Raw genomic sequence first — 17,135 nt, 5'->3', positions numbered from 1 at the left:
CCCCTTCCCCTGCGCTGAGAGCGACAGGCGGCAACGGAGTGATCCACATTGTACTTTTGTACATCATCCGACGCATGGCGTTGCGCGAGAATCTGTCGATCCGCGAGGAGGCCACGATGCCAGGACGCAAGAGACAGAGCCGCGAGGAACGGCTGCGCAGGCAGCGGGAGTACCAGCGCGCCTATAACAGGCGCATCGCTGAAGCGCGCGCGCCGGACCGCGACGCGATCGCGCGCGAGCTGCTGCACTACGCCATCACGGAGAACCTCCGGCTGGGACGCGAAGAAGAGATGTGGACGCTGGCGGCGTCGGTCATCGAGCGGCTGGTCGCGCGCGACTATGATCGTGCGGCCACCGAGCAGACCTTCTCGGCCATCGTGGACCGCTACGAGGCGGGCTGGACTTTCCAGCGCAGGCTTCATCCCGGCGGCAACGGGGACGAGGCGGCCGAGTGCGACGGCGATCGCACGGGCTGAGGCTGCGAGTGGTTCGGCTGGACGCGCTGCTGGTGGCAACCCAGAAGATTTGCCCACCGGATGTAGGCCTGCCCTCCGGCAGCATACGCATAGGTCTCGTGGCCGGACCTGCCCGGCGTCCTCCCTTGGCGAGGGCTGCCACTCCATCAGGGCGCGGTGCCATGGTCCCCGGGACGGGTATCCTGCACCCATGGGAAAGGCCTCGTGCAAACCCCGTTATCACCAACCTGTTCGTATTCTCCCCATAACTCCACCAAACGCCGTTTGCCGGGCAGGCGATTCAAAGCTCTGGAACCGCGATTCATGGTTCCAGCGTTGGACGAAAGCGCCGTCCCGTGGAACATGATGTCCCCGCACCAATTGCTGCCGACCATGCCCGACGACGACACGATGCTGATCACCGGCCCAGATGACGCCTTCGCCACGATCCTGCTTGCCCATGGCGCAGTTGCGCCGATGGACTCTGCCGGGATTGTTTGAGCCGAACGGGGTAGTGTTGGATGAGGCTGCGGGCTCGAACACCCGCAGCCTCGGCGGCAGGCGACCGTTTCCGGGATCGGGCCGACACCCGACGTCATCAAGGCTCCCTGCCGCCTTTGCACCACCGCTTGGAGAGTTGATCGGGCCCCTGACGCGCCGTCACGCCCGCAAACAATCCGAAGCCCGCAAAGGATAGCACCCTCATGGCCTTTCTGCACCACCCGCCCGCCTGCTGCCTCGGCATCGACGTCGCCAAGGACAGTCTCACCGCCAGCAACGGCCGCCAGGCCGCCGCGACCATCGACAACAGCCGATCCGCCATTCGCGCCATGCTCAAGAAAGCCCGGCCCGACCTCGTCGTCTGCGAGCCGACCGGCGGCTACGAACTGCTGCTTCTGGAGGAATGCCTCAAGGCCGGCATCGCCTGCCACCGTGCCGACACCCTGAAGCTCAAGAGCTTCATCCGCTCCTTTGGCACGCTCGGCAAGAGCGACGCCATCGACGCCGCCCAAATGGCCGCCTATGCGCGCGAGCGCTGGGCCAAGCTGTCCTTGTGGCAGGCGCAAGACGCCGACGAGAGGCAGTTGCAAGTCCTGGTGCGGCGCAGGGCCGACCTCGTCGCCTTCAGGGTCGCCGAGCGCAACCGCTCCAGGGCGCCCGGCGCAAAGGCACTCGCAGCCTCCTTCAAGGCCATCCTGGCCGCCATCGAGCAACAGATCGACAAGCTCGAGGCGGCGATCGCCGCCCTCGTCGCACGCAGCCAGAGCCTGCGCCAACGCATCGCCGTGTGCACCGCCATGAACGGCATCGGCCTCACATGCGCCGCAACCCTCATCGCCCAGATGCCCGAACTCGGCTCCCTCCAGCGCAGGCAGGCCGCCGCCCTGGCCGGGACAGCTCCCCACCCCAACGAGAGCGGAACCGCAACCGGCCGGCGGCGGCAACGCGGCGGCAGGCCGCAGATCAGAACAGCCCTGTTCATGCCGGCATTGCGCGCAGCCGCCGGCAGAGGCGAGTTCGCATCCTTCTACAAACGCCTCGTCGACAACGGAAAACGCCCCATCGTCGCAATCGCCGCCGTCATGCGAAAGATAATCGTCACCCTCAATGCAAGGCTCAGAGACGCCCAATCGGCTCAGAGTTGATGACCGGCATCTCGGAGGCGCTGGTCCGGACCGGCTTCCGGGTTGTCCGCTTCGAGTTCGGCTACATGGCCGCGCGCCGCTCCGGCCAGCGCAAGCCGCCACCAAGGGCCGAACTGCTGCGGGACGAGTATCGCAAGGCTATTGATGTGCTCGGCACGTCCGGCCCGCTCATCATCGGCGGCAAGTCCATGGGCGGACGGGTGGCGTCCATGGTGGCGGACGAACTCCACGCCGACAGCCGCATCGCCGGCCTGTTTTGCCTCGGTTATCCCTTCCATCCGCCCGCCAAGCCGCAACAGCTTCGGACCGCCCATCTGGAGGCCCTGCGGACGCCGACGCTGATCTGCCAAGGCACCCGCGATCCCTTTGGCACGCGCGACGAGGTGGCCAGCTACAGTCTCTCGCCATCGATCGATATCCTCTGGCTCGAGGATGGCGATCATGACCTGAAGCCCCGCAAGACGATCTCCGGCTTCACGGCAGCCGATCATCTGGCCACTGTCGCTGATGCAACCCGGGACTGGGTCGCGCGCGTTCTGGCGCGCTGAAGATCGCCACCTTCAACATCAACGGCATCAACAGGCGGCTCGCCAACCTGCTCGACTGGCTCGCTGAAGCCCGACCCGATATCGTCTGCCTGCAGGAACTGAAGGCGGTGCAGGACGCCTTCCCGGAAGAGGCGATTAATGCAGCCGGCTATGACGCAGCATGGGTCGGGCAGAAGAGCTGGAACGGCGTCGCCATCCTGTCGCGCGTCGGCGAGCCGGTTATCACCCGCCGCAGCCTTCCCGGCGATCCCGCCGATGAACAGGCCCGCTATATCGAAGCGGCTGTTGCAGGCATCCTTGTCGCTTCGATCTATGCGCCGAACGGCAATCCGCAGCCGGGGGCAAAGTTTGCCTACAAGCTCGCCTGGCTGGAACGACTGAGGAAGCACGCCACTGCGTTGCGCAAGTCCGGGGCGCCGATCGTGCTCGCCGGGGACTACAATGTCGCGCCGACCGATCTCGACATCTACCCGACCACTTCATGGGATGACGACGCACTCATCCACCCGGAAAGCCGCGCCGCCTACCGCAGGCTCGTCGGCCGTAGTTGGATTGACGCGCTGCGTCACCTCCATCCCAAGGAGCGCGCCTACACCTTCTGGCACGACAAGCGCATGCGCTGGCAGCGCGATGCAGGCCTCAGGCTCGATCATCTGCTCCTGAGCAGCAACCTCAAGGAAAGGCTCGTTGAAGCCGGCGTCGACCGTGAGGTGCGCGGTCGAGAAGGTGCCAGCGATCACGCTCCGGTGTGGATGAGGTTGAGGGACGCCTGAGCAAACGGGTTGGACGTCCCTTCTGAGTCGGGGTGTCGCAACGCCGTGAGCGAGCCCAATGCATGCTCAGGAAACCGTGCCTGGTATAAATCCGGTATAAAACTGCTATGCGGCGCAAGACTTACCCGAAAACCGGGATGGCTTGAAGGGAAATTCATACAGGAAAATCAAGAGCTTGAAGGGTGGCTGGGGAACCTGGATTCGAACCAGGACTAACGGAGTCAGAGTCCGTGGGTCTACCGTTAACCTATTCCCCAGCAGGCATGGCGGCATCTCGGGGACGGCGTCGCGATGTCGCGACGGGATCCGTGCGCTGCGCCAGCGCTGATGGGGCGCTACTTAACACATTGACCGACACGATCAAGACCCGCCGGGCGGGAAAATCGAATGACGCCCACCGGCTCCGGCCAGATGGCGGCGTCGCGGCCTCGATCGTCGGGCACGCGCCCTGCCCCCGCTCGCGCACGGCCAGTCCGAGGAGCCCCGGTCCGCCACGCCCGCTCCCGGGGTCGAGCCGAGCGGTCGTGTCGTTGGGCTCCAACCAAGCCCCGCAGCAGCCGAGGGAGACGCGGCCGGCCGCAGCAACCGGTCGGCCGACCGGCCGCCGCGCCCGCCCTGGAACCAAAGCACGACCTCGCCCACTGCGGTCTTCCGGCCCTCACGGCCGCCCCTATAACCAGAGCACGGCGCCGCGCCAACGGCAGCGATCCGGCCGCCACGCCCGATCCCGCGGTCGGGCGGAGCGGTGCTGCGCGGGCGAGACCCGCTGCGGCGTTGCGTTGCGCGGCCTTCTTGCTTAAAGCCCCGTCGACAACACAAAGGGGGAAACATGCCCGAACCAGTCGTCCTGATCGCCGGCGGCGGCATCGGAGGCCTTTCCGTGGCGCTGACGCTGCACCAGATCGGCGTGCGCTGCATCGTCTTCGAAAGCGTCCGGTCGCTGAAGCCGCTCGGCGTCGGCATCAACATCCAGCCGAACGCGGTGCGCGAGCTCGACGATCTAGGCATCGGCGCGGCCGAACTGGACCGGGTCGGCCTGCCGGCCCGCGAATGGGCGCTGGTGGGCCTGAACGGCAACGACGTCTATTCCGAGCCGCGCGGCCTGGAGGCCGGCTATGCCTGGCCGCAATATGCGGTGCATCGAGGCCGGCTGCAAATGCTGCTCCACGACAAGGTGGTCGAGCGCCTGGGGGCCGAGGCGGTCCGGCTCGACAGCCGCGTCACCGGCTACCGCAACGAGGCGGACGGCACGGTGAGCGTCTTCGTCCAGCATGCCGACGGCACGACGAGCGAGGTATCGGGCGCGCTGCTGATCGGCGCCGACGGCATCCACTCGGCGGTTCGCGCCCAGATGCATCCCGACCAGCCGCCGATCCACTGGGGCGGCGCGGTGATGTGGCGCGGCACCAGCCTCGGCAAGCCGATCCGCTCGGGGGCCTCCTTCGTCGGCCTCGGCACTCACCGCCACCGCGTCGTCTTCTACCCGATCTCGCACCCGGATCCGCAGAGCGGCCTGTCCGTGATCAACTGGATCGCCGAAGTGACCTGGGACGCGTCGAAGGGCTGGCAGGGCGGCGACTGGAACAAGCGCGTGGCGATCGACGACTTCATCCACCATTTCGACGGCTGGACCTTCGACTGGCTCGACGTGCCGGCGATGCTGGCGGGCGCAACGGACGTCTTCGAATACCCCATGATCGACCGCGACCCGGTGCCGACCTGGCGGGACGGCGCGGTGGCCCTGCTGGGCGATGCCGCCCATGCGATGTACCCGACCGGATCGAACGGCGCGAGCCAGGCGATCGTCGACGCCCGCGTGCTCGGCGCCTGCATGGTCGAGCATGGCGTGACGCCGGAGGCGCTCGCCGCCTATGACGAGAGGCTCTGCGGCCCGATCTCCGCCGTCATCCTGCGCAATCGCGGCGCCGGCCCCTTCGGCCTGCTGAACCTCGTCGACGAGCGCTGCGGCGGCGCGTTCGACGACATCGACGACGTCATCCCCGCGGAAGAACGGGCGGCATTCATGGCCGGCTACAAGGCCGCCGCCGGCTTCGCCATCGAAAAGCTCAACGCCGCCCCCCCGACGATCGCACCGGGGGCAAGGGTCAGGCCGTGATCCGTCGCGGCCGGGCGAGAGCGTAGCGACGGCCGCTCCACCTCGCCACGCTCGGGCGCCGTTCACCGGTCAGATGGCGCCTTTGCGGTTTCCCGCGGTCGCCCGATCGGACAGAACCGGTCCCGCCGGCTGGCTGACCGGCTTCCAGCCGTCAGCGCCCGACGTTGCCCTGCCTCTCGAAGATCGCCACGGCACAGCTCAGGCGAGAAGCCTCGACAGGCCCTGCGCCATCACCCCGTTCGCCCCTATTCCCACTCGATCGTCCCGGGCGGCTTGGACGTCACGTCGTAGACGACGCGGTTGACGCCCTTGACCTCGTTGATGATGCGGGTGGCGGCGCGGCCGAGGAAGGTCATGTCGAAGGGAAAGAAGTCGGCGGTCATGCCGTCGACCGACGTCACAGCACGCAAAGCCAGCACCCGGTCGTAGGTGCGGCCATCGCCCATGACGCCCACGGTCTGCACCGGAAGGAGCACGGAGAAGGCCTGCCAGATCTGGTCGTAGAGGCCGGCCTTGCGGATCTCCTCGATGTAGATCGCGTCGGCCTTGCGCAGGATGTCGAGCTTCTCGCGCGTGACGCCGCCCGGCAGGCGGATGGCGAGGCCCGGCCCCGGGAACGGGTGCCGGCCGATGAAGCTCTCCGGGATGCCGAGCTCGCGGCCGAGCGCCCGCACCTCGTCCTTGAACAGCTCGCGCAGCGGCTCCACCAGCTTCATGTTCATGCGCTCGGGCAGGCCGCCGACATTGTGGTGGCTCTTGATGGTCACGGAAGGGCCGCCCGAGAAGGAGACGCTCTCGATCACGTCGGGATAGAGCGTCCCCTGGGCCAGGAAGCTCGGCGCGCCCTTGCCGTCCTCGGCGATCTTCCGCGCCTGCGCCTCGAACACCTCGATGAACAGCCGGCCGATGGTCTTGCGCTTGGTTTCGGGATCCGCCTCGCCTTCCAGCTGGCCGATGAACAGATCCGACGCGTCGACATGGACGAGCGGGATGTTGAAATGGTCGCGGAACATGCCGACCACCTGCTCGGTCTCGCCAAGCCGCATCAGGCCATGGTCGACGTAGACGCAAGTGAGCTGGTCGCCGATCGCCTCGTGGATCAGAACCGCCGCCACCGAGGAATCGACACCGCCGGACAACGCGCAGAGCACCCGCTCCGTGCCCACCTGGGCGCGGATCTTTTCCACCATCTCCGCGCGATAGGCCGACATGGTCCAGTCGGATGTCAGCCCCACGATCCGGTGCACGAAATTGGCGAGAAGCCGGCCGCCGTCGGGCGTGTGAACCACTTCGGGATGGAACATGGTGGTGTAGTAGCGCCTCGCCTCGTCGACGCAGATCGCGAAGGGCGCGTTCTCCGAGGTGCCGATGATCTCGAAGCCGTCGGGCGCCCGGGTGACGCGGTCGCCATGGCTCATCCAGACGGGATAGCGCTTGCCGACCTCCCAGATGCCTTCGAACAGCGGCGAGGCCTTCAGGATCTCCACGTCGGCGCGGCCGAACTCCGCCGCGTGCCCGCCTTCGACCGAACCGCCGAGCTGCACGGCCATGGTCTGCTGGCCATAGCAGATGGCCAGGATCGGCACCCCGGACGCAAACACAGCCTCGGGCGCGCGGGGCGATCCCTCGCGCGTCACCGAGTCCGGGCCGCCGGAAAAGATCACGCCCTTCGGACGCAGCTTTTCAAAACCGTCATCGGCCTTCTGATAGGGCCATATCTCGCAGTAGACGCCGGTTTCGCGCACGCGCCGCGCGATCAGCTGCGTCACCTGGCTGCCGAAATCGATGATGAGGATGCTGTCGGGATGGGGGGTCGTGTTCATGGCGAGCCAGTAGACGAGTCGAGCCGTTCCAGCAATCCCGCATGTTGCGTCGCGGCGAAATTCGGCTGCGGGTCGAGGAAAAGGCCGCCGTCCCCGATCGCCAGTTCGAGGCGGTCGACCACCGAAGCCAGCTTCTCGTCGATGACGTGGAGATATTCGGTCCAGTCGCCGACATGGCGAAGGTCGGCCTTCCCGTCCGAGATCCCGCGAAGCGCGATCAGCGGCACGCCGTAGCGGTGGCAGGCGCGCAGCACGGCGAAGGTTTCCATGTCGACCATGTCCTCGGCGATCTGGTCGTAGGCGGCGCCCGACACGATGTTTGCGCCGGTCGACAGCGTCGCCTCCCTGACGCCGGGGATCCGCAAGGGAAGCGGCACAACGGCGGGCAGGTCGAGGAAGGGCGTCGCGCCCTTCGCGAAGCCGAGCGGAGAGGCGTCCATGTCGCGGTAGGCGACGGACACGGCCTGGTGGACCTCGGTCTGTTCGAGCACGCGGCTGCCGGCCGAGCCGAGCGACACGACGAGATCGGGCCCGCGGCCGCCGTGGGCGAGCAGGGCGAGCGCATGGGTGAGTTCGACCGCCGCCTCGACGGGGCCGACCCCGGTCAGTAAGGGTTCGAACCGCGCCTCGAGATGCGGGCCGTATTCCGCGGCTGCAGCCATCACGTACAGGATGCGACGACCGGCGACGTCCTTGACCGGCGGGGGAACGGCCGTCGCCGTCATCCGGCAATGCCCTCCCGCCCCTGGACCACCATCATGGTGCCCGTCATGGTCGCGATCAGCTTCGCCTCGCCGCTGGCGCTGAAGGCATAGGCCTGGCCGTCCGCGACGATGATGGTGCGGCCGGGCTTGGTCACCGAGCCGCGAAACAGGAACCGATCGCCCTTGCCCGGGGCAAGCAGGTTGACCTTGAATTCGATGGTGAGCACGGCCGCGTCGGCCGGCATCAGCGAGAAGGCGGCGTAGCCGCAGGCCGAATCCAGCGCCGCGGAGATGATGCCGGCATGCAGGAAACCGTGCTGCTGGGTCAGCGGCTCGGAAAACGGCATTTCGATTTCGACCATGCCGGGCGTCACCTGCGTCAGCTCGGCGCCGATCGTCTTCATGGCCGCCTGCCGATCGAAGCTCGACCTGACCCGCACCTCGTAGTCGGTGGATTCGTCGTGGAGCTCGGACATGCGGCGATCCTTTCGTGGGAACGGTTTATCGCAAAGCGCCCCGGCGCTGGCAATCCGCGCCGGGCACCGTGCCGAAAGGATCAGTTGAGCCAGAAGATGGAAGCGTTGAGGAGCGCCGCGAAGGACACCCAGGCCAGGTAGGGGATGAACAGCAGCGCCGACAAGCGGTCCGACCGCCATGAAAAAACGATGAAGGCGGCGACGGTCGCCGCCATGGCGAGCACGATGACCAGCGCACCGCCGATCGAATGGAGGGCGAAGAACACGGGCGACCACAGGAAGTTGAACACCAGCTGCGCCCACCACGCCGTCATCGCGCGGCTGCCCCGCGCATGCAGCCACGTGCGCGCGCCGGCCACGGCGATCGCGACGTAAAGGACCGTCCAGACCGGGCCGAAGAGCCAGTTCGGCGGGTTGAAGGGCGGCTTGGCGAGAGACGCGTACCATGCGTCGGGGGCCGTCGTGCTGCCGATCAGGAGACCGCCTCCGACGACGAGAACGAGGAAAAGCAGATAGGTGGGGAGATCGCGGCGGCGCATGCGGTGTTCCTTCCGGTCGTCGGTCCCGCCCCGCCAAGGCCGGCGCGCCGCACCGGCGCTCAGACGGTGGCGTGCCTGGTTTCGTTCATGCGGTCGAGCTTGCCGACGAGATTGCGGTTGAAGCTCAGCTCCAACGCCTGACGGATCGGCGGGTTGCGTTGCAGCAACGCGCGCAGTTCGCCGGGATCGTAGACGCAGCAGCGGATCTCGTTCGAGACGCGCACGGTGGCCGAGGCGGGGTTGCCGGAAAGAAAGCTCATCTCGCCCAGGAAATCGCCCGGCCCGCAGACGCCGATCAGTTTCTCGCCCTTTTCCACGCTCGCCGCGCCGCGGGCGATGAACACGAGTTGCGGCGCCGCCTGCCCTTCCTCGATCAGGATCTCGCCCGGCTCCCGGGTCTCCCACCGGGCGATCTTCAGCATGCGCGCACGCAGGTTTCCCTCGAGTGTGGGCATCACCGCGTCGATGAAGAGCTTTTCGTCGTCGTTCAGGCGGCGCACCCGGCTGGCCAGCAGGATCAGCGTCAGCTGGATGGCGTTCACCGCGGTGAAGATGAGTTCCCAGGTGGCGCTGATCAGGTCGGAAATCATGAAGCCGTAGTAGACGACCCCGGTGATGCCCGACGCGATGGCGAAAATGCGCAGCCAGCGCATGCTGCTCATCGACACCGAAAGAATGACGAGGATGTAGTTTACGTGGCCTAGAAACTTGCTCGGATCGGAGAATTGCTCGAGGAACTCGTCCATTGGGGCGCCCTGGGAGGAAGCATCATTCTTGGCGCTGGGTCACGCCGACGTAGAACCCATCTGTACCGCTGCGAGCCGGGGTCAGCGAAATGCCGTTTTCGCGATCGATGCGCGCCAGACCCGTCCGTCCGGGGAAGCTGGCTTCGAACAGCGCCGCATGGTCGACGGCGGCGAAGTCGGCGCGTCCGGCGAGGAAGGAGCGCAGACGCTCGGCATTTTCCTGTTCGAAGAGCGAGCATGTGACGTAGACGAGACGGCCGCCCGGACGGACATAGCGGGCGGCGGCCGAAAGGATCGCTTCCTGCTCGGCCATCCGCACCTCGAGCTGGCGCTCCGTCAACCGCCACTTGGCGTCGGGACGCCGGCGCCAGGTGCCGGAGCCGGTGCAGGGGGCATCGACGAGAACGAGGTCCATGCGCCCTTCCAGCGGCGCCAGTTCGTCGGGCCGCGCGACGACCTGAACGTTGCGGGTCTCGGAACGGCGCAGCCGGTCGAAGATCGGCGCCAGCCGCTGCTTTTCGGCGTCATGGGCAAACAGTTGGCCGCGATTGTCCATGTCGGCCGACAGCGCCAGCGTCTTGCCACCGGCCCCGGCGCAGTAGTCGAGGACCTGCATGCCCGGCTCCGCGCCAGCAAGACGCGCGGCAATCTGCGATCCCTCGTCCTGGACCTCCATCCATCCCTTGGCGAAGGCCGGCTCCGCCTGGACGTTGGGATGGCGTCCGCTTCCCTCGATCGGGGGGATGCGAATGCCATGCGGTGCCAATGCCGTCGGTGCGGCTTTCGTCCCGGAGAGTTCCCGCAGCACCCGTTCGCGATCGGCCCTCAGCGTGTTGACCCGCAGGTCGAGCGGCGGACGGGCCGAAAGCGCCCTGCCCTCTTCCACCCATCCTTCGCCGAAGGCGCGTTCCAGCATCGGGGCGCACCAGTCGGGCACGTCGGCCCGAACCGCATCGGGCGCCGTCTCGAGCGGATGGGCGGCAATGGCGGCGATCTCGGTCTCGTCGAGACCCGGGGGCGCGAAACGGTCCCCCTCCAGCGCGGCGTTCAGGCTGGCCGCCGTCTCGCCCCACTCCAGGAGAAGCGCACCGAAGGCGAGCGCCCGCGGGGTGTCCGAACCGAACAGGTGGGCCGCCGAACGGCGGCGCCGAAGCGCGTCATAGACGATGTTTCCGATCGCGCCGCGGTCGCCCGCGCCGGCAAAACGATGCGACAGACCCCAGTCCTTGAGCGCGTCGGCCGCAGGCCTGTGTCGTGTCTGGATGTCGGTAAGCACTTCGATGGCCGCAGCCAGTCGTCCGCCTGTTCGCATGTCCGGTCTTCCCCGTTGTCGGCTACCCGATCGGCCGACTGGTAGACCGTCGCGCCATCGTCGGCAAGACGGTTCCGAAGCGTCTTAAACGCGATCGAAAGCCACAGAACGGCGCGCCCATCCGCCGGGCATCCGGCGCCGCGTCGCACGGACAGGTGCGGCGTCCGTTTCGGGGCGCCCATCCATAAGCCCCGTTTAACTCGCCTGCGTTCCATGATAACCGTCTCTTATGATCCGCCTCTCCGTTCGACAGATGGAATATTTCAACGCACTCGCCGAAACCCTGCATTTCGGCCGCGCCGCCGAGCTCGTGGGCGTGTCGCAGCCGGCGCTGTCCTCGCAGATCGCCGAGATGGAGGAGAAGCTTGACTGCCGGTTGTTCGAACGCAGCCGCAGCGGAATCCGGATCACCGAGGAAGCCCGTCAGCTCCGCCCGCGCATCGAGCGTATCCTCGCCGACATTCGCGACGTCGAGGCGATCGCCCGCCGCGGCCGGCGGCCGATGGAGGGGCGGTTCCGTCTCGGCATGATCCCGACCGTCGCACCCTACCTCCTGCCGACGCTGCTGCCGGTCGCCAGGCGCAGTTTTCCCGACCTCCAGCTCGAACTGCGCGAGGCCGTGACGGGCACGCTGGTGGAGGAAACCCTGTCCGGGCGGCTCGACGCCTTCGTCGCCGCGCTGCCGATCGACGAGCCGGGTCTCGTCGCCGAGGCCTTGTTCGAGGATCGCTTCTACCTCGCGGTCCCGCGCGACGATCCGGAGTTCCTGTCGCCGCCGGTCCCACCCGAGAGTCCCTCGCTCGAAAGGCTGATGCTCCTGGAGGAAGGCCACTGCCTGCGCGACCAGGCGCTGGCGGTCTGTCGCTCCGTCAAGCCCGCAGCGTTGTCGAGCTACGGTGCGACGAGCCTGACGACCCTGCTGCAGATGGTGTCGCACGGTCTCGGGCTGACACTGATCCCCGCGATGGCGCTGGAAACGGTGCGTGCGATGCCGGACATGAAGATCGTGCCGTTCGCCGATCCGCAACCCTCGCGCCGCATCTGTCTGGCCTGGCGCCGCAACGGTCCGCGACCCGAAGAGTATCGCACGATCGGCCGCCTGATCGCGGACGCACGCGCTCCCTTTCCGTCCGACCTGAGCAGGGAGGCCGCCGTTCTCACGCAGGCGTGAGGGAACTCTGCCGTATCGACGCTATTTGCCAGACACCACGTTCGATACAGGAGAACCCAATGCGCATACCTCTCGCACTCACCGCCCTGCTCGTCCCGGGATCGGCGCTCGCCCAGAGCTTCGAAGTCACGTCGAGCGACGGTGTGGCCGTCGAGGCGACGCCGGTCGCCGAGTTCAACGAGCCATGGGCGATGACGTTCCTGCCCGACGGCGATCTGCTCGTCACCGAAAAACCCGGCACCCTTCTGCTGGTGACGCAGGAAGGCACGAAAACCGAAATTTCCGGCGTTCCAGACGTCGCCTATGCCGGCCAGGGCGGACTTGGTGACGTCATCGCGGCGCCGGACTTCGCCGATACCGGTCACGTCTACATCTCCTATGCCGAACGCGGCGACGACGGGTTGCAAGGCGCCGCGGTGGCCCGTGCAACGCTTTCGCTGGGAGAGGGCGAACCCGCGCTCGAGAACCTGGAGGTGATCTGGCGCCAGGAGCCGAAGGTCAGCGGCAACGGACACTACTCGCACCGCTTGGTGTTTTCGCCCGACGGCGCGCACCTCTTCGTTACCTCCGGCGACCGACAGAAGCTCGACCCGGCGCAGGACATGGACAGCGCGCTCGGCAAGATCATTCGCCTCAATCCGGATGGCTCCGTGCCGGACGACAATCCCTTCCAGGATCAGGGCGAACTGGCCAGGAGCTTCTGGAGCGTCGGCCACCGCAACATGCTGGGCATCGCCTTCGACGGCGACGGTCGCCTGTGGGCGCATGAGATGGGTCCGCGTGGCGGCGACGAGATCAACCTGATCGAACCGGGCAAGAACTACGGTTGGCCGGTCGTCTCCTACGGCGTCCACTATTCGGGCGACGAGATCCCCGATCATCCCACCCGCGACGAGTTCCAGGGGCCCGAAGCGCACTGGACCCCGGTCATCTCCCCGGCCGGCATGATCGTCTATTCAGGCGACCTGTTTCCAGACTGGCAGGGCACTGCCTTCATCGGCGGCCTGTCAGGACAGGCTCTGGTTCATGTGAGCCTTGGCGAACAGTCGGACGGCACCATGGCCGAAGAGGTGCGCCGCTTCGAAATGGGCGCCCGCATCCGGGAGGTCGAGCAGGGTCCCGACGGGGGCATCTGGGTTCTCGAAGACCGCGCCGGCGGGCGGCTGCTGCGGATCGTTCCGGCCGGGGAAGGCTGAGACCTCGACCCGATCGAGCCCCGTCAGGCGATGTGGACTGCAAGCGCGGCCCACATCGCCGCGAGCGCCAGGAAGCCGGCGATGAAGGTTGGCTGCCGATGACGGATGCGGTTCGTCGTGACGTGGATCGCGGCGTGGACGTAGCGCGACACGACGAAGAACCACGCCAGCACGAGGACGATCGCTCCCACGCCGCCGCTCGCCTGAAGCGCCAGGCAGCAGACATGGAACAGGACCGGCAGTTCGAACTGGTTGGCGAGATTGTTGCGCACGAACAGGCTCTCGACCGGTTCGTCGCGGTTCTCGCGGAATTGCGAGAGTCGCGCGTTGCCGGCGTCGACCGCCTGCTTGCGCCTGACCGCCATCAGCCCATAGACCCCGAAGACCAGCGCGACATGCGCGATCATCGGCCAGAAGATCGCCGCTCCGGACATCCCTACACCCCGTTCTGAAAGATCCAGCCTTCGATTAGCATGCTCCAGCCATCGCCCCAAGCGGCACCGGCACGGGTGCACCTTGACATCGAGCCAATCATGTAACATATAAAGTTACATGAAACACGACACGCGCTTCTCCGCCATGCTGCATCTGCTGCTCCACATGGCGGATCGAAACCAGCCGATCACCTCGGACGAACTGGCGCGCTACATGGCCGGCAACGCCGCGGCCGTACGGCGCACCATGGCCGGACTGCGCGCGGCAGGCATCGTCCGATCCGGCAAGGGCCATGGCGGCGGCTGGACCCTGGGCCGGCCGCTCCAGGCCATCAGCCTCGCCGATGTCTATGCCGCGTTGGGGACGCCGGATCTCTTCGCCATCGGCATCCGCAATCCGGCGCCCTCATGTCTGGTCGAGCGGGCGGTGAACGCCTCCATGCAGGAAACGCTGGGCGAGGCCGAACGGCTCGTCCAGGCGCGGCTCCAGTCCATCACCCTCGCCTCGATCGCGGCCGAACTCCGCGCCCGCATGGCGAAACTACCGTTGAACCCGAAGGAACCCCATGATGCATGACGTGATCATTGTCGGCGGCAGCTATGCCGGCCTCTCCGCCGCGATGCAGGTCGCCCGGGCGCGCCGCAAGGTGCTGGTCATCGACGCCGGCCAACGCCGCAACCGGTTCTCCGAAACGTCACACGGCTTTCTGGGACGGGACGGGCATGCCCCCGGCGCTATTGCTTCCGAGGCGCAAGGCCAGCTTCTCGCCTACCCGACCGTCGAGTTCATTTCTGGCGCAGCCATTGCGGCATCCGGCGAGATCGACGCCTTCCGGGTCGATCTCGCGGACGGCTCGACGGTCGAAGGACGGCGGATCGTGCTGGCCACCGGGGTGGAAGACGTGCTTCCAGACGTGCCCGGTCTGGCGGCGCAATGGGGCATCGGCGCCATGACCTGCCCCTACTGCCATGGCTATGAACTCAACCGCGGTCGCATCGGCGTGCTGGCCAGCGGCCCGATGTCGCTGCACCAGGCCGCGATGCTGCCCGAATGGGGCCAGACGACGCTGCTCGCCAACGGCGTCTTCGACCCCGCGGATCCCCAACTCGCCGATCTCGCGGAACGGGGCGTGGCGATGGAGTTCGCCACCGTGGCCGCCGTGGAAGGCGAGCCGGGCTCCCCGGTCGTGGTCCTGTCGGATGGACGGCGCCTGCCCATGGACGGCCTCTTCGTCGCCACCCGGACCCGGATCGTCACGCCGCTGCCCCAGATGCTCGGCTGCGCCATCGCGGAAGGGCCGCAGGGTCCGTACGTGGCGACGGACGCGATGAAGGCCACGACCGTGCCCGGCGTCTTCGCCTGCGGCGACGTCGCGAGCCCGATGGCCTCGGTGGCGATATCGGTCGGACACGGCGCGCTGGCCGGCGCGGCGGTCCACCGTTCGATCATCTTCCCGCAAACCGTCGCGAAAGCGGCCTGAGCCCGGGCTGGCGCGCAGGCCAAAGGCCGCCTTCGGCCATCCGCCGAAGGCGTTGCCTCAGCTCATGCCGGGATAGTTCGGGCTCTCGCGCGTAATCGTCACGTCATGCGCGTGGCTCTCCCGCAGACCGGCGCCCGAGATGCGGACGAAGGTGGCCTTGGTGCGGAACGCCTCCAGATCATGCGCACCGACATAGCCCATCGAGGCGCGCAGGCCGCCGGCGAGCTGGTGCAGCACCCCGCTGACCGGGCCCTTGTAGGGGACCTGCCCCTCGATCCCCTCGGGAACCAGCTTCAGCGTATCGCGCACCTCCGCCTGGAAGTAGCGATCCGCCGAGCCGCGCGCCATGGCGCCGACCGAGCCCATGCCGCGATAGGCCTTGAAGGAACGACCCTGGTGCAGATAGACCTCGCCGGGGCTTTCCTCGGTGCCGGCCAGCAGGGAGCCGATCATCGCCGCGCCCGCACCGGCGGCCAGCGCCTTGGCGAGGTCGCCCGAGTATTTGATGCCGCCGTCGGCGATGATGCTGATGCCCTGCCGCTCGGCCACTTCGACCGCCGACATGATGGCGGTGAGCTGCGGCACGCCGACGCCGGCCACGATGCGGGTGGTGCAGATCGAGCCCGGCCCGATGCCGACCTTCACCGCGTCGGCGCCCGCGTCGATCAGCGCCTGCGTGCCGTCGGCGGTGGCCACGTTGCCGGCCAGGATGCGCACGGAGTTGGAGAGTTTCTTGACGCGCGTCACCGCGTCGAGCACCCGCTGCGAATGGCCGTGGGCGGTGTCTATGACAAGCAGGTCCACCCCTGCCGCGATCAGCCGCTCGGCCCGCTCGAAACCGTCGTCGCCGACGCTGGTGGCAGCCGCCACGCGCAGCCGCCCCTGGGCGTCCTTGGCGGCATTCGGGTTGAGCTGCGTCTTCTCGATATCCTTGACCGTGATCAGCCCGACGCAATGGCCGCGATGGTCGACGACCAAAAGCTTCTCGATGCGCCGCTGATGCAGGAGCCGCTTGGCCTCGTCCTGATCGACGCTCTCGCTCACCGTGACGAGATTTTCCTTCGTCATCAGCTCCGAGACCTTCTGCGACGGGTCGGAGGCGAAGCGAACGTCGCGATTGGTGAGGATGCCGACGAGCTTGCCGTTTCTCTGGCCGCCCGTGCCGCCGTCGTGGACGACGGGAATGCCGGAAATGCCATGCGCCCGCATCAGCGCCTGCGCATCGCCGAGCGTGGCATCCGGGCCGATCGTGACCGGATTGACCACCATGCCCGACTCGAACTTCTTGACCTGCCGCACCTCCTCGGCCTGCTGCTCGGGAGTGAGGTTGCGGTGGATGACGCCGATGCCGCCGGCCTGCGCCATGGCGATGGCGAGCCGCGATTCCGTCACCGTGTCCATCGCCGCCGACAGGATCGGCACGTTCAGGTCGATATCGCGGGCAATCCGCGTGCTGACGTCGGTCTGCCCCGGCATGACGTCGGAATGGGCGGGCTGGAGGAGAACGTCGTCGAAGGTGAGCGCCTCGGCTCCCGTCGCGGATACGATGATTTTCGCCATGGCCATTCCTTCGATGTTCCAATAGCGGCGTCGGTCCCGGGGACCGCGCCGACTCGATATTTCCCTTTGGGAATGGCGCTGGCTGGTACCATGCGTCCATGACAATGAAAAGGCGGTTCGGCCCATCGGTGATGTTTTGCGCCATTCGCCGCGAT

Annotated in this window: 16 protein-coding genes, 1 tRNA gene and 2 pseudogenes; 10 read left to right on the top strand and 9 right to left on the bottom strand. The window is 67.3% G+C overall.

The window, feature by feature from the left end; genetic code table 11:
* Positions 1–38: 38 nt before the first annotated feature.
* From EJC49_RS16435 to xth, 5 genes and pseudogenes are all read left to right on the top strand, one after another.
* Positions 39–476 carry a hypothetical protein gene (locus tag EJC49_RS16435; RefSeq protein ID WP_126701024.1) on the top strand — a complete coding sequence of 146 codons (438 nt, stop codon included), beginning with the start codon at positions 39–41 and terminating at the stop codon, positions 474–476.
* A gap of 372 nt (positions 477–848) precedes the next feature.
* Positions 849–950 (top strand): annotated as a pseudogene (locus EJC49_RS26300) (alpha/beta hydrolase); the annotation flags it as partial.
* 209 nt (positions 951–1,159) lie between these two features.
* Positions 1,160–2,101 (top strand): IS110 family RNA-guided transposase, encoded by a 942-nt coding sequence (locus EJC49_RS16425; RefSeq protein ID WP_126701023.1) that lies wholly within the window; start codon positions 1,160–1,162, stop codon positions 2,099–2,101.
* Positions 2,083–2,649, top strand: a pseudogene (locus EJC49_RS16420) (alpha/beta family hydrolase); the annotation flags it as partial. The gene EJC49_RS16425 and the pseudogene EJC49_RS16420, both read left to right, overlap by 19 nt.
* Positions 2,646–3,422 carry an exodeoxyribonuclease III gene (xth, locus tag EJC49_RS16415; RefSeq protein WP_126701022.1) on the top strand — a complete coding sequence of 259 codons (777 nt, stop codon included), beginning with the start codon at positions 2,646–2,648 and terminating at the stop codon, positions 3,420–3,422. The pseudogene EJC49_RS16420 and the gene xth, both read left to right, overlap by 4 nt.
* 183 nt (positions 3,423–3,605) lie before the next feature.
* Here the strand turns inward: xth and EJC49_RS16410 are convergent.
* A tRNA-Gln gene (locus tag EJC49_RS16410) sits at positions 3,606–3,679 on the bottom strand.
* A 572-nt stretch (positions 3,680–4,251) separates the two neighbouring features.
* Here EJC49_RS16410 and EJC49_RS16405 point away from each other — a divergent pair.
* Positions 4,252–5,538, top strand: a complete 1,287-nt coding sequence (locus EJC49_RS16405; protein ID WP_126701021.1) for a flavin-dependent oxidoreductase — start codon at positions 4,252–4,254, stop codon at positions 5,536–5,538.
* Between the two features lie 245 nt (positions 5,539–5,783).
* On the opposite strand, the gene guaA is transcribed toward EJC49_RS16405, so the two are convergent.
* From guaA to EJC49_RS16375, 6 genes are all read right to left on the bottom strand, one after another.
* Positions 5,784–7,361: a glutamine-hydrolyzing GMP synthase gene (guaA, locus tag EJC49_RS16400; protein ID WP_126701020.1), complete on the bottom strand. Its 1,578-nt coding sequence runs from the start codon at positions 7,359–7,361 to the stop codon at positions 5,784–5,786.
* Positions 7,358–8,086, bottom strand: coding sequence for a 5'-methylthioadenosine/S-adenosylhomocysteine nucleosidase (locus EJC49_RS16395; RefSeq protein ID WP_126701019.1), 729 nt, complete (start codon positions 8,084–8,086; stop codon positions 7,358–7,360). Before EJC49_RS16395 ends, guaA begins: the two co-directional genes overlap by 4 nt.
* Positions 8,083–8,541 (bottom strand): PaaI family thioesterase, encoded by a 459-nt coding sequence (locus EJC49_RS16390; protein WP_126701018.1) that lies wholly within the window; start codon positions 8,539–8,541, stop codon positions 8,083–8,085. Before EJC49_RS16390 ends, EJC49_RS16395 begins: the two co-directional genes overlap by 4 nt.
* Positions 8,542–8,621: 80 nt before the next feature.
* Positions 8,622–9,080, bottom strand: a complete 459-nt coding sequence (locus tag EJC49_RS16385) for a TspO/MBR family protein (protein ID WP_126701017.1) — start codon at positions 9,078–9,080, stop codon at positions 8,622–8,624.
* Positions 9,081–9,139: 59 nt separating this feature from the next.
* A complete protein-coding gene (locus EJC49_RS16380; RefSeq protein ID WP_126701016.1) occupies positions 9,140–9,826 on the bottom strand; it encodes a cyclic nucleotide-binding domain-containing protein in 687 nt (228 codons plus the stop codon).
* 22 nt (positions 9,827–9,848) lie between these two features.
* Complete coding sequence (locus EJC49_RS16375; RefSeq protein WP_126701015.1) at positions 9,849–11,138, bottom strand: RsmB/NOP family class I SAM-dependent RNA methyltransferase; 1,290 nt, start codon at positions 11,136–11,138, stop codon at positions 9,849–9,851.
* A gap of 229 nt (positions 11,139–11,367) precedes the next feature.
* Between EJC49_RS16375 and EJC49_RS16370 the strand changes: the two genes are divergently transcribed.
* Both EJC49_RS16370 and EJC49_RS16365 read left to right on the top strand, forming a co-directional pair.
* The gene (locus EJC49_RS16370) at positions 11,368–12,309 is read left to right on the top strand and encodes a hydrogen peroxide-inducible genes activator (RefSeq protein WP_126701014.1); all 942 of its coding nucleotides are present in this window, start codon (positions 11,368–11,370) and stop codon (positions 12,307–12,309) included.
* A 59-nt stretch (positions 12,310–12,368) separates the two neighbouring features.
* Complete coding sequence (locus EJC49_RS16365) at positions 12,369–13,505, top strand: PQQ-dependent sugar dehydrogenase (RefSeq protein ID WP_126701013.1); 1,137 nt, start codon at positions 12,369–12,371, stop codon at positions 13,503–13,505.
* Between the two features lie 23 nt (positions 13,506–13,528).
* Here the strand turns inward: EJC49_RS16365 and EJC49_RS16360 are convergent, their stop codons facing one another.
* Entirely contained in the window at positions 13,529–13,939 is a 411-nt protein-coding gene (locus tag EJC49_RS16360; protein ID WP_126701012.1) for an MAPEG family protein, read from the bottom strand.
* 118 nt (positions 13,940–14,057) lie between these two features.
* Here EJC49_RS16360 and EJC49_RS16355 point away from each other — a divergent pair, with 118 nt between their 5' ends.
* Together EJC49_RS16355 and EJC49_RS16350 are read left to right on the top strand one after the other, a co-directional pair.
* A complete protein-coding gene (locus EJC49_RS16355) occupies positions 14,058–14,516 on the top strand; it encodes an RrF2 family transcriptional regulator (RefSeq protein WP_126701011.1) in 459 nt (152 codons plus the stop codon).
* Positions 14,506–15,420 carry an NAD(P)/FAD-dependent oxidoreductase gene (locus tag EJC49_RS16350; RefSeq protein WP_126701010.1) on the top strand — a complete coding sequence of 305 codons (915 nt, stop codon included), beginning with the start codon at positions 14,506–14,508 and terminating at the stop codon, positions 15,418–15,420. The genes EJC49_RS16355 and EJC49_RS16350 overlap by 11 nt, the downstream gene beginning before the upstream one ends.
* A 57-nt stretch (positions 15,421–15,477) precedes the next feature.
* Here the strand turns inward: EJC49_RS16350 and guaB are convergent, their stop codons facing one another.
* Positions 15,478–16,980 carry an IMP dehydrogenase gene (guaB, locus tag EJC49_RS16345; protein ID WP_126701009.1) on the bottom strand — a complete coding sequence of 501 codons (1,503 nt, stop codon included), beginning with the start codon at positions 16,978–16,980 and terminating at the stop codon, positions 15,478–15,480.
* Positions 16,981–17,135 lie beyond the last annotated feature (155 nt).

Source organism: Aquibium carbonis (genome assembly GCF_003970795.1).
Classification (GTDB): Bacteria; Pseudomonadota; Alphaproteobacteria; order Rhizobiales; family Rhizobiaceae; genus Aquibium; species Aquibium carbonis.
This window is presented reverse-complemented; position numbering and strand designations above follow the sequence as displayed.